This window comes from Sphingobacterium sp. MYb382 (assembly GCF_037572665.1).
Classification (GTDB): Bacteria; Bacteroidota; Bacteroidia; order Sphingobacteriales; family Sphingobacteriaceae; genus Sphingobacterium.
The window spans coordinates 111,281-123,512 of record NZ_JBBGZT010000009.1 but is presented as its reverse complement, the minus strand read 5'-3'; the positions used below and the strand labels follow the sequence as shown (position 1 = coordinate 123,512).

At 40.6% G+C, this 12,232-nt stretch carries 10 protein-coding genes and 5 tRNA genes; 1 reads left to right on the top strand and 14 read right to left on the bottom strand.

What is annotated here, in order from left to right; genetic code table 11:
• Both WH223_RS03520 and WH223_RS03515 read right to left on the bottom strand, forming a co-directional pair.
• Nucleotides 1-738: cytochrome c biogenesis protein CcdA (locus tag WH223_RS03520; RefSeq protein WP_340046144.1), on the bottom strand; the 738-nt coding region annotated here is incomplete at its 3' end.
• 20 nt (nucleotides 739-758) lie between these two features.
• Nucleotides 759-1,814, bottom strand: a complete 1,056-nt coding sequence (locus WH223_RS03515) for a PLP-dependent cysteine synthase family protein (RefSeq protein WP_340046143.1) — start codon at nucleotides 1,812-1,814, stop codon at nucleotides 759-761.
• Nucleotides 1,815-1,963: 149 nt separating this feature from the next.
• On the opposite strand from WH223_RS03515, the gene WH223_RS03510 reads away from it, so the two are divergent.
• Nucleotides 1,964-2,425: an Lrp/AsnC family transcriptional regulator gene (locus tag WH223_RS03510; RefSeq protein WP_340046146.1), complete on the top strand. Its 462-nt coding sequence runs from the start codon at nucleotides 1,964-1,966 to the stop codon at nucleotides 2,423-2,425.
• A 30-nt stretch (nucleotides 2,426-2,455) separates the two neighbouring features.
• Here WH223_RS03510 and WH223_RS03505 read toward each other — a convergent pair.
• From WH223_RS03505 to WH223_RS03450, 12 genes are all read right to left on the bottom strand, one after another.
• Nucleotides 2,456-2,533, bottom strand: a tRNA-Val gene (locus WH223_RS03505).
• Nucleotides 2,534-2,541: 8 nt separating this feature from the next.
• Nucleotides 2,542-2,619: transfer RNA gene (locus tag WH223_RS03500), tRNA-Val, on the bottom strand.
• A 12-nt stretch (nucleotides 2,620-2,631) separates the two neighbouring features.
• Nucleotides 2,632-2,706 (bottom strand) — tRNA-Val (locus WH223_RS03495).
• Between the two features lie 45 nt (nucleotides 2,707-2,751).
• Nucleotides 2,752-2,826, bottom strand: a tRNA-Val gene (locus WH223_RS03490).
• Nucleotides 2,827-2,837: 11 nt separating this feature from the next.
• A tRNA-Val gene (locus WH223_RS03485) sits at nucleotides 2,838-2,912 on the bottom strand.
• Nucleotides 2,913-3,035: 123 nt separating this feature from the next.
• A complete protein-coding gene (locus WH223_RS03480; protein WP_340046142.1) occupies nucleotides 3,036-5,021 on the bottom strand; it encodes a putative porin in 1,986 nt (661 codons plus the stop codon).
• 52 nt (nucleotides 5,022-5,073) lie between these two features.
• Nucleotides 5,074-5,889 (bottom strand): purine-nucleoside phosphorylase, encoded by an 816-nt coding sequence (locus tag WH223_RS03475; protein ID WP_340046141.1) that lies wholly within the window; start codon nucleotides 5,887-5,889, stop codon nucleotides 5,074-5,076.
• A 63-nt stretch (nucleotides 5,890-5,952) separates the two neighbouring features.
• Nucleotides 5,953-7,446, bottom strand: a complete 1,494-nt coding sequence (locus tag WH223_RS03470) for a sodium:solute symporter (RefSeq protein WP_340046140.1) — start codon at nucleotides 7,444-7,446, stop codon at nucleotides 5,953-5,955.
• Nucleotides 7,447-7,465: 19 nt separating this feature from the next.
• A complete protein-coding gene (murQ, locus tag WH223_RS03465; protein ID WP_340046139.1) occupies nucleotides 7,466-8,278 on the bottom strand; it encodes an N-acetylmuramic acid 6-phosphate etherase in 813 nt (270 codons plus the stop codon).
• A 71-nt stretch (nucleotides 8,279-8,349) separates the two neighbouring features.
• Nucleotides 8,350-8,670, bottom strand: coding sequence for a hypothetical protein (locus tag WH223_RS03460; protein ID WP_340046138.1), 321 nt, complete (start codon nucleotides 8,668-8,670; stop codon nucleotides 8,350-8,352).
• Complete coding sequence (locus tag WH223_RS03455) at nucleotides 8,663-10,534, bottom strand: outer membrane protein assembly factor BamB family protein (RefSeq protein ID WP_340046137.1); 1,872 nt, start codon at nucleotides 10,532-10,534, stop codon at nucleotides 8,663-8,665. Before WH223_RS03455 ends, WH223_RS03460 begins: the two co-directional genes overlap by 8 nt.
• A 152-nt stretch (nucleotides 10,535-10,686) precedes the next feature.
• Nucleotides 10,687-12,150 (bottom strand): glycoside hydrolase family 10 protein, encoded by a 1,464-nt coding sequence (locus WH223_RS03450; protein WP_340046136.1) that lies wholly within the window; start codon nucleotides 12,148-12,150, stop codon nucleotides 10,687-10,689.
• Between the last annotated feature and the right edge of the window lie 82 nt (nucleotides 12,151-12,232).

Below are 12,232 nucleotides of genomic sequence, written 5' to 3'. Positions count from 1 at the left end.
CCCGATTGCAGGACCTAAGCGCTCGCCTTTTGAGGCCGCCTCAACGAGTAATGTTCCGATAATCGGTCCTGTACAAGAGAAGGACACTAAAGCCAAGCTAAACGCCATAAAGAATAAGCCTACAAGGCCTCCTTTATCAGATTTAGCATCTATTTTGTTAACAAATGAGCTTGGTAAGGTCAATTCGAAAGCACCAAAGAAGGATGCCGCAAAGACGACCAAAATCAAGAAGAATATAAAGTTGAATATTCCGTTGGTGGAAAGTTCATTTAAAGCATCGGAACCAAAAGCAATGGTGATTAGCATCCCTAGAGCCACATAGATCACGATGATAAACAAGCCATATAGCAAGGCTTGTGATACCCCTTTGGCTTTAGAGCCTGCTTTTTTGGTAAAGAAACTTACCGTTAGCGGCACCATCGGGAAGATACAAGGCATAATAAAGGCGGCGAAACCACCAACAAGGCCTGCAATGAATATTTTCCATAAGGACTGTTTCTCGGATGGGCCTGCGGTAGCTAAGGCATCCGTTGTATGTGCTGTGCTATCTGCTGCAAGGCTATCCGTTCCGTCGGAGAATACCAAGTCGTCGGAAACATGCTGCAAAGTATCCGCGCGCACAGCAGACTCCGTGAAGACAACATCATCTAAAGCAATTAAACTATCCGCTTCTTGACCGAACAACAAAGTCGGCAAGAAGCAAATAACAAATAAAAACAGCTTGGCTGTATTTTTCATAGGTAAGGTTGATTAAAAATCTATATCAATTGTTTTGTTAATCGACTAATAGGATGGAAACCATCGAAAGACACGTCCGTAGAGACAAAACCATCTTGAATAGGCTCTTCTTTAACCAGGTCTGTACTTAAATATTTTTTATTATCATCACATAAAAGCGTAACAACAGTGGCATCTTCGCCCATCTCCTCTTTTAGTTTAATCGCACCGATCACATTCGCACCAGAAGATATACCAACAGCAAGACCTAACTGACGTGACAACTTCTGCGCCATCAAGATAGAATCGCCATCTGAAGCTTGAATAACCGCATCTAGCTGATCCAGCTGCACAATGGCAGGAATAAACTCATCGGAGATCCCTTGAATACGGTGTGAGCCGACTTTGTAACCTGTCGTCAAGGTTGGACTCTCTGCAGGCTCTAAAGGATGAATTTTCACAAAAGGGTTAGTCTTACGTAAGCAATTACCAACACCCATAACCGTCCCTCCTGTACCTACACCAGCCACAAAAGCATCTGCTACTTTCCCTAAGCTATCCAACTGCATCACAATTTCACGACCAGTCGTTAATTCATGTGCTTCAGCATTGTATTGGTTTTCAAATTGACGCGGAAGGAAAACCCCTCCTTGTGTAGCAAGCTCCTCACTGAGACGGATGCTCCCTAGAAAACCGCCCTCCTCTTTGGAGATAAGTTGAATGTCGGCACCCATACTTTTTATAATATCGATACGCTCTTTGCTCAACCAATTGGGCATAATAATCTTTACCTCATGGCCTAGTGCTTTACCAATAGCCGAAAAAGCAATTCCTGTATTACCGCTCGTTGCCTCCACGATGACATCAGAAGGGCGAATAGCGCAATTCATATAGGCTTTATACAAGATATACAAGGCCATACGGTCTTTAATGCTTCCCGTTAAGTTATACTGCTCACATTTCACGTAAATATGGCTAGCCTTACCTTTATAGGTATACTGCAATTCCAACATCGGCGTATTGCCGACGAGACACCATAAATGCTTAAACGTAGAGTCTAATTTAGGCGACAAACACTTGCTCTCCATCGTATTCATAAAAACATATTTTAATATGCAAATGTTGACATAAACAAGATATTATTCAACCATAACCTATATTTTCAATAAATTTTATTGTATTCACTACGATTTTCAATATATATTCATTAAAAAACTTATAATTTAGCATTAGAACAAGAAAACTTATCATGGAACTCGACCAAACAGACATCAAGCTCTTACGACTGCTGCAAAAAGATGCTTCTTTAAGCAACAAAGAGCTATCCTACCAGCTCAATAAATCTATTGCAGCCGTACATGAAAGGGTGAAAAAGCTAAAAGCAAATGGTTATATAAAAAGGACTGTTGCTATTTTGGACCGTCAAAAGGTGGGTATAGGCTTGATTTCCTTCTCTCAAGTATTCCTTAAAGCACATACCGCAGAGGTACTAAACGAGTTTGAACGAGAAGCCGCAAAATTCCCAGAAGTGATGGAATGTTACCAGATGGCAGGGTCGTATGATTTCATGCTACGCATCGCCACTAAAGATATGGAAGCCTATCATGCCTTTCTAAGGCATAAACTCTCTGTCTTGCCCCATGTAAACACCGTACAGACCTACTTTGTGCTTTCAGAAACAAAAAGCGAAACTGCCTACCCGATATAAAACAAAAAAAGCATCAATTTCTTGATGCTTTGGTGGAGGCTACTGGATTCGAACCAGTGACCCTCTGCTTGTAAGGCAGATGCTCTGAACCAGCTGAGCTAAGCCTCCTTTTTTTATGGTGGAGAATACTGGATTCGAACCAGTGACCCTCTGCTTGTAAGGCAGATGCTCTGAACCAGCTGAGCTAATTCTCCATTTTTTTTGTGTGGGGATTACTGGGTTCGAACCAGTGACCCCTACCTTGTCGAGGTAGTGCTCTAAACCAGCTGAGCTAAATCCCCTTCGAGGTTTGTATGAAAAAAGCATCAATCGCTTGATGCTTTTTGTGGAGGCTACTGGATTCGAACCAGTGACCCTCTGCTTGTAAGGCAGATGCTCTGAACCAGCTGAGCTAAGCCTCCTTTTTTTGTTGTGGAGAATACTGGATTCGAACCAGTGACCCTCTGCTTGTAAGGCAGATGCTCTGAACCAGCTGAGCTAATTCTCCGTGCCTTTTCGCTTATTGCGTGTGCAAATATAAGCCTAAAATCTAATCTTCAAAAATATTTATGCTTTTTTTTTACAACAAAGCATCAATCAGCTAACAAACAGCCGATTAAATTTACAGCTATTAATCGTAGAATTTCCAAGAAACCCCAAAACGAATATTAGCATCCTGCATTGGGTATCTTCTCACGGTATAATACCCCTTAGGATACACCATTTGGTTCACAAAATTGTAGGATAAGAATATATTCACGCGTTTTATATTTCCAGTAACCCATAAATCCATCACGGGATAGGTCGAATATTTTATACCTGCATTATCATTATAGAACTGTCCTACGTTAATAGCATAGGATGGCGAACGGAACGGCGTGTTAAAGCGACCATCAACCCCTAATCGGAAATCCATCACATTATATAGTTTATTGTTGTAGTAGAAGCTGTGCCAGGTATAGATTTCAGGAACGGCTAAGATGTCTTCCGCATTCGACTTTTGGTACACCACAAGGTTGTCTAAATGAAAACGTCCAAACTTAAAGTTTTGTCCTACTGTAACTTTCAACAGGTTAAGCTTGCCTGATGCCGTAGGAGTAATAAGGCGCTGCAACAACTCGTCATTATCTGGATTATCCACCTCTTTAAAGTAAAGATACTTATCAATCAAAAAGTATTCTGCTTTACCAGAAAAGCCGATAAGTTTATTTTGATAGGCAAATGATAGGTTCTGTGTTTTCGTTTTATCAAAGTTGTGCTCCCACTGATGGTATGTATAGTTAACACGATCGAAAATCATTTCTGGCGATTTATTCTGTGAGTAAGCTCCAATCACAAGCTTACCGGCCTTATCGCTTAAAAAGACGTCTGCATTAGCTTCATAAAGGAAGTCACCAGCATTACGGCCTACGACAATCTGATTGACCGCCCCTTGGATATTTATACGATCACTAAACTTATATCCTAGGTTTCCCTTGATCATACTATTTTGGTACAAATTAGAACTTAGACTATCCTTATACCAAATCAAATCATTCTGAAAACCTACTTCTAGCTTAGCCTCATTCTTAAAAACACCCTTACCACGTAAATAGAAGCTGTAGGTGAAATCATTACTAATATTCGTGATACGTGTAGAGTCGCGCACCAAGATTGCATCCCCGTAAGGGAAAGCCCCCTCTAAATCGCCTTCATTTTTGAAGAAAGTGTAGGTACGCTGTCTAATAGAGGTATTATGTGCAACGGCATTGGTTGGGTGTATTTCCATTTCAGGCGTACCGGCATTGACCGTATCTATGCGCCCCAAGAAGTAGGACTGTCTTAAAAACAAACCCTGGTCTTTCCATTTATTATTGGGACGATCGGCATTTCTACCCTTCAATCGCGTTAGATAACCCAAATTAGAAATATTATCAGGATCGTTAAATACATCAGGAAAGACGACAGAACCATTTTCCGTTGCATCCAGCGTATTAAATGTCGCATTCACCAAGAGGTTATAGCGAAGGTTTTTGGACTCATACCAACTAAAGATGGCGGCTTTACGGTCGGAATAATTCTGATTCGTATAATAACCATCGGTATTGGACGCATTATACTCGGCTCCAATACTCCATCGAGAATGGATATTCTGTGCTATACGCGCTCGGAACACCTTATCGTTAAAAAAGAAACCAACAGCATAGAGCTCTGAGAAACGTGCTCTAGTTCTGAAATACTGTATACTATCTGGTTGCAAAAGATAGCGTTCCAGCGCATGAAAACCCGATTGAAAACCAATGGTTTTATTGGGATTAAACAATAAATCGCGTGTAGCCAAACCATAAGACCCTAAGTTTATACTTGGATTCCACGGCAGATTTTGTTTATTATAATACTGAAAATTGGCATGAGAGGTATCAATCTGTACGGTACGAATAGATTGTTTCAGCATGGCTAGGGTAGCATAACGCACATACTTAGCCGTAAAAACAACCGAATCTTTCTTATTATCTTCTTTCGCTCGTGCAGAATCGAGGGCACTACTAAACTCCTCTTCCACTTGTGCCCAAACGGTGGAAAAGCTTGCTAAATTAAAAAATAAAAAAAGGGAAAGCAGTTTAAAGTATCTGTTCATCAATGCCAAAATATTCCTAAATATGCAACAAAAGTACGGCTAAAATTCCCATTTATTGCAAGGCTATTAATTCTTTTAGAATCTTTGTCATCTTCGGTTCGGAGGCTGCTGCTACGGCTACAATCTCGTCTAAAGAGACTTTCTGCAAATCGGCATGAAAACCTTCATCCGTAATCACCGAAATAGCAAATACAGGAAGACCCATATGATTGGCCACGATTACTTCAGGAACGGTACTCATTCCTACGATATCACCTCCGATAATCCGCATATAACGATACTCTGCACGTGTCTCTAAATTTGGTCCTGGTGCCGCCACGTAAACTACCTTATGCGCCCGAATATGAAGCTCATTGGCAATCTCTAAAGCCTGGTGAATCATCGTCCTGTTATAAGGCTGACTCATATCAGGGAAACGAGGACCGAAATCATCGTCATTAGGGCCACGAAGTGGATTATCAGGAAGTAAATTAATATGATCTTCAATAATACCGATATCTCCTTTTAGAATACTCGGGTTGAGCGAGCCTGATGCATTGGATACAAACAGCTTTTTAATGCCCAATCCTTTCATCACACGAATAGGGAACGTTATTTCTTGCATGCCATAACCTTCATAATAATGTAAGCGTCCTTGCATCGCAACAACCTTACGTCCGTTAAGCTCACCAAAAATGAGCTTCCCTGTATGAAACTCAACAGTAGATATGGGAAAGTTTGGAATATTGGAATACATCAACTGATGCTCAATGGTAATCTCATCAGCCAACTTACCCAGGCCAGTGCCGAGTACAATTCCAAATTCGGGAGAAAAATCACCGATCTTACGGCGAATAAATTCGAGGGTTTCTTCGATTAAGTGATACATGTGTGCAAAATCTAATACCCAAACTTAGGGTATTTTTTTTGCACACACAAGTCACCTAATTTATTAAAGGGAAGCTTCTTTAGCGCCCTTTTCTAATTTACCTGGAGAGGTAAACAATAACATTAAAAACGTAATTAACGCATTATAAACGATCAGCTCAAAGCCGACACGGTATTCCGTATGTGGCACGATTACATAGGTATTTAATACAAATAGAATAATCGGCGACAGGATACAGAAATAAGGAACTAAGTTGTCATTTACTTTATTCTTGGTCAAAATACCAAAAGCAAATAAGCCTAATAAAGGACCATAGGTATAACTCGCCGCTGTGAAGATAGCTGTTACAACAGAATCATCATTCAGAAGACGGAACACCAAAATCACAAGTAGGATAACAACAGAGAACACGAAGTGAACGATATTACGTTGTTTTACTAATGCTGGATCGTTTGGATTTTCTTTTTTATTGAAGTTCAAGAAGTCAATACAGTAAGAAGTCGTTAACGCTGTAAGCGCAGAATCCGTCGTTGCAAAGGTTGCTGCCGTAAGCCCCATCATAAAGATAATACCCGCAGAAATAGAAAGATTGTTCAATGCGATTTCAGGATACAAGTAATCCGGTGTAAGCAAGTTGCTGATGTCAATTCCTTTTTCGCCAACATAGATATACAATAAAGCACCTACTGCTAAAAAGAATAAGTTAATAACGACAAAAATACTCGTGAATGTCAACATGTTCTTTTGCGCCTCACCAATGGTTTTCATACTTAGGTTCTTTTGCATCAAATCTTGATCTAAACCTGTCATCGCGATAGTTACAAAAGCACCACCAATAACATGTTTCAAGAAATGTGTTTTATTGCCTAGCAGGTTATCCCAAACAACGATTTGCGAATAAGAACTATCTTTAACTTTCTCAAAAGCCTCTAATACGGATACACCAAGCCCTTCAGCCATAAAGTAAATAGACAATACAACAGCAAGCAACAAACAGAACGTTTGCAACGTATCTGTGATAATGATGGTTTTCAAACCACCTTTATTGGTATACATCCAAATCAGTAGTAAACAGCCGGCAACGGTAATTCCGAACGGAATATTCCAGGCGTCGAAAATAAATTTTTGCAAGATAATAGCCACCAAGTATAGACGGAAAGCGGAACCTATTGTTCTCGAGATCAAGAAAATCATCGCCCCTGTTTTGTAACTCTTATGCCCCAAGCGCTCCTCTAAATAAGTGTAGATAGAGGTTAAGTTCATGCGGTAGTAAAGAGGCAACAATACGTAGGAGATAATGATAAAGCCTAATGCATTTCCAATTACAAACTGAAAATAACTGAAGTTAGAAACGCCTACAGCTCCAGGCACGGAAATAAAGGTAACCCCAGAAAGGGCTGTCCCTATCATTCCAAAGGCCACCATATACCATTTAGCATTTCGGTTGGCCACAAAGAAAGTAGAGTTATCTGCTGTATTCTTTGATGTGAAATGAGATACGGCGAGTAACAAGCCGAAATACACGACAAGAAAGAGCAATAAGATTAATGGTGACATATGTTTTTCTTAATTTAGGTTAGTATTTTGCGCGATAACTTTCAATGGCTTTTCTCACATTACCAAACTCTTCGAGTAAAGTTGTCGCAATCTCTTCTGGTGCCCCTGTCTCATCCATAATCATACGAACACCACGTGCTACAAGCTTGATATTAGACAATTGCATATCCACCATCTTATTTCCTTGTACACGGCCCAATTGAATCATAACCGAGGTACTCAGCATATTTAAAACAAGCTTCTGTGCTGTTCCTGATTTCATACGTGTCGAACCCGTCACGAATTCTGGTCCCACCACCACTTCAACAGGGTATTGCGCTTCAGCAGCGATAGGCGAACCACCGTTACAAACGATACAGCCTGTAACCAAGCCATTCGCATTAGCGGCACGTAAACCACCGATAACATAAGGCGTAGTTCCCGATGCAGCAATACCGACGATAACATCGTTCTCATGCACACCAAACTCTTCCAAATCTTTCCACGCTTGCTCCATATCGTCCTCGGCAAACTCTACCGCTTTACGAATAGCAACATCGCCTCCTGCGATTAAACCAATAACCCAGTCAAAAGGAACGCCGAAAGTCGGAGGACACTCCGAAGCGTCTAGAATACCTAAACGACCACTCGTGCCAGCGCCAATATAAAATAATCTGCCGCCTTTCTTCATCTTCTCAACCGTCACCTTCACGAGCGGAGCCAACTGAGGAATAGCTTGCTCTACCGCATTTGGCACTGTTTTATCTTCATTATTAATGTTTGTCAAAAGTTCTTCAACAGACATTTTATCTAAATCTTGGTAGTTCGACTCCTTTTCAGTTACTCTTATCATATTCAAAACAAAATCTTCTATTATACAAATATGCAAATTTTTAACTAAAACATGCACAAACACGCATTAATTTATTGCGCAAACAACTTGTTAATTTTCACTAAACTATAATCCCGGCTTTTCAACACGCTAATCAACTCAGGCAGTTGATGATACATTTTATTCGCACGGTGATTATCAACCCCTAAATGCACCAAAATAACGTAGCCATTCCTACTTTTGGTATCTTCCTGCAGAAACAATTGCTGTAAAACAGTGCTTGAGCCCAGGCTTAACAGCGCTACATAAGTTGCAAAAACAGATGTACTAACACGAGTCCATAGGTCCTGCAGATAAGCAACAAACCCACTAAACAGCAGTAATACAACACATATTAGCTTAAATTTACTCATGGGAGTTTAGGTCTATCTTGGCAATTATCCCGTCCATCGTAGAAACAATTACTTGGTTATTTTCAAGTACAAATATAGGATTTATCATGGCATTGGATAGTTTATATTGCCATAAGATTGCGCCATCGTTTGCGCCAACTGCAGATAATAGGCCTGCATGACTAGGCACAAAAACTTGTGAACCATTGGTCGCAATATTCGAAGGCGTCAACTCATAAGGTAGCTGAAGGGCAGATTGCCAAACAACATCCATATGATCCCCATCAGTAGATACACCTAATAAATTTCCATCCATCGTTTTCACATAAATGAGCGTTCCATCGCGCGAAAGCCCCATTGACTCGCGAACGCGAATAGGATCTTTTTTCTCGCGCCAAATAACCCTGCCTGTCTCCACATCCAAACAGGTCATAAAACGATCAGGCGCAACAATAAATACACGCCCATTACTTACAACAGGATAGCAGGCTGCGGCGGAAAACATCCGGTTGCTATGGCCATTATTCCACTCCCATAAAAGCGCGCCATCTTTTTTTGCTAATGCGTAAAAACCATTACCCCAATCACCAAAGATAACTTTGTCTTTATACAACGTCGGACGCGAAGAAACGAAACCCTTAAGCTGATTGAATCTCCATTTCACTTGACCTGTTTTCACATCAATAGCTCTAAATTTGCCATCAGAGCCACCGATATAAGCAATACCATCGGCATCAATAGCTGTACTTCCTAAAACAGCTTTATCGGTCTTCAACAGCCATTTTAGCTTGCCTGTTTTCGCCTGCAGGCCATAAATATTTCCATCGGAAGAGCCTACCACAACGATATCTTTCCAAACAGCAGGCGTAGCGTATACCTTACCTCCTGTTTTGTAGTTCCATTTTTTCTTTCCCGATTTCAGGTCTAGCGCATATACTTCCCCAATAGTATTCCCCGTAATAATCGTTTGTGCATATTGTGCAAAGCCGGCACCTAAATCACTATCATCTTGAAAAGTCCATGCCAATTGATAGTGATTTTTATACTTCTCATTGATGGAGAAGTCAGGTCTTTTATATGGATTCGCTTGCTGCGCAAAATGATGATTCACTAAAGCTACCTCTTGCCATTGTTCCTCGGTCTTCCATAATGGCCTACGCACTGTAAAAGTAGCTCTGCCTGCTCCTATCTCAATGATATTGTAACCACCTACAGAATCTTTAGCACGTAAATTTGAGCGACTCATAATCCCAGGTATACCTTCCCAATCGTACAGCAAATTGGCGTGTCCATGACCACATAAAGCTAACTGTGTATTTCGACCTTTCAGTCGATTTATAGCCTCATACCAATTGTTTAAAGAAGAATCTTGCGGATAATGGTTTATGTAGATGAGGGGCGTTTCTATATCGGGATTTGCTTTAAAGACAGAATCCATCCAAACGAGGTTTTCACGTGGAATCTGCCCTGGACTCATCCGCATATTGGGGCCTGAGGTGGTTCCGATAAATTGATAGCCTTTATGGCGAAAAAAAAAGGTCTCGGCACCGAAAACTTTGCGGAAGGAGTTTGCACCACTTTCTGACCAATTGCTATCATGATTACCAGGAATGACATACCACGGCAGGCTTAAGCTATCCAAGATACGCTTAGCTAAAGCTAATTCCTCGTCGGAACCAAACTCGGTGACGTCGCCCGATAGAATAACAAAGTCAATGTCCTTTTGCTGATTAAGATCTTTAACAGTCCGGCGCAAATCATCCGCTCCTGTAGCACCGCCAACATGCGTATCTGTTACTTGTGCAAACTTGAAGGATTGCTGTCCGCGCACGACCGACACACAAAGAAGACACAGCAACCCTAAAATTGTATTTTTTAAAATCATCCTAATCGTTATTTTAACAGAAAAGGGTTAGTCCTTTTCGCTTACACCTTCAAGCTAAAACGCTTTTAAGCAATGCGCCGGCACTAACCCTTTTTTATAAGAGACAACAAGGTTACTATGATAAACTTCTATCTCGCAATTAAACTTAAATATTACTTCTGAACGGTATCAGACACCTTACTCTCTTGATTATCTACATTCAAAGTAGCAACGCAATAATAACCTGCTTTATCGACGAGCAATGATTGCTCTTTAGTTATCGCAACCACTTCACCTTCTTTTTTCAAATCTGCAAAATAATAAACAACAGTTTGTACATTTCCTGTTGTTGCCCATTTCAACTGACCTCCTTCTATACGCACACTAGTCGGGGTTGTTGGGGCAGCAGCTACCGCACGACCAACAAAAGGCATGACAGCAGGCTTACTATATAGCAAAGCAAGTCGATCAGTAATACCAATCTTATTGTCAAGGATGTATTTGGCACTGTACATAGCGCTTCCTACAACTTTCGCTTTCTTCTTCGCTAGCACAATTTGCTTTTCTAACTCTCCTGTAGATTGAAAGGCCGCTCCTTGCGTAGCATCACCAAATTTATAATAGCCATGACCAATAACAAGCGCTGATTTATAGGCAAACTGAGACCAAATACCAAGATTCGTTTGAAAATCATTCGATGCGTTACCAATCTCCTGATATAACTGTGGAATAAGTACATCGACCCATCCTTCTTTACACCACTTACCTAAATCAGCAAAAAGTGTATTATAATTATAATCTTTACTTGCTGCTGGAGATATAGAAAATACAACCTCCGGCTTTGTTGCCACAATCGTTTTGTAAATCCCTTCTATCGCTTTATCCACATTTGACCTTCTCCAATCACCAATATTAGCAAAGCCAGCACCATAAGTCTGAAAGTCAACTTGATCAGAAACCATTGTTCCCGCCGTTGAAGGATCTGGATAGAAATAATCGTCTAAATGCACACCGTCAACATTATACTTCGTGACAAGCTCTTTTACGATATCAGAAATACGCTGCCTTACCTCAGGTCGTGCAGGGTTATAGATTTGAATTTTCTCGTGGTCAACAACCCAGCTTTTATCGATCGAGCTATGTAAAGCAGGATAAGCAGCACTATTTCCCGCTCGTGTTGCGATACGATATGGGTTCATCCAAGCATGAAATTCAATACCTCGGGCATGTGCCTCATCAATTAAAAACTTTAACACATCATAACCCGGATCTTTTCCGCGTGTTCCCGTAATCGAAGTAGCCCATGGCTCGTAAGCCGAGTTATAATAGGTATCACCCATGGCACGAACTTGAAAAAATATAGTATTTATTTTTAGATCTTTAAATTTATCTAAATACTCGATATACTTCTGTTTTTGACTTGCCTGGTTATAATCAGACAAAGGCCAATCTAAACCCCATGCAGTAGTAAGCCAAACAGCACGCATTTCTTTTTTAGGAAAAATAAGCCCATTCTCTATAGGAGGCTCAGGTTCCGGATCGGGGTTTGGAGTAAGCGTATCCCTGTCTTTATTACAGCTATAAAAAAGTAGGCTAGCCATTACAAGCAAACCAACGTAATTAACTATTTTTTTCATTAATTTTCAATTTAGTATTCAAAAGGTTAATAAGCGGCTGACCTACCTATGAATTGCACATCAACCACTTATTATTTGGCTA

What these genes read in the sequence shown, in the direction of transcription:
- WH223_RS03515 (WP_340046143.1), bottom strand. Translation starts at nt 1,814, where the DNA reads ATGAATACGATGGAGAGCAAGTGTTTGTCGCCTAAATTAGACTCTACG.
- WH223_RS03480 (WP_340046142.1), bottom strand. Translation starts at nt 5,021, where the DNA reads ATGAACAGATACTTTAAACTGCTTTCCCTTTTTTTATTTTTTAATTTA.
- WH223_RS03475 (WP_340046141.1), bottom strand. Translation starts at nt 5,889, where the DNA reads ATGTATCACTTAATCGAAGAAACCCTCGAATTTATTCGCCGTAAGATC.
- WH223_RS03470 (WP_340046140.1), bottom strand. Translation starts at nt 7,446, where the DNA reads ATGTCACCATTAATCTTATTGCTCTTTCTTGTCGTGTATTTCGGCTTG.
- murQ (WP_340046139.1), bottom strand. Translation starts at nt 8,278, where the DNA reads ATGATAAGAGTAACTGAAAAGGAGTCGAACTACCAAGATTTAGATAAA.
- WH223_RS03460 (WP_340046138.1), bottom strand. Translation starts at nt 8,670, where the DNA reads ATGAGTAAATTTAAGCTAATATGTGTTGTATTACTGCTGTTTAGTGGG.
- WH223_RS03455 (WP_340046137.1), bottom strand. Translation starts at nt 10,534, where the DNA reads ATGATTTTAAAAAATACAATTTTAGGGTTGCTGTGTCTTCTTTGTGTG.
- WH223_RS03450 (WP_340046136.1), bottom strand. Translation starts at nt 12,150, where the DNA reads ATGAAAAAAATAGTTAATTACGTTGGTTTGCTTGTAATGGCTAGCCTA.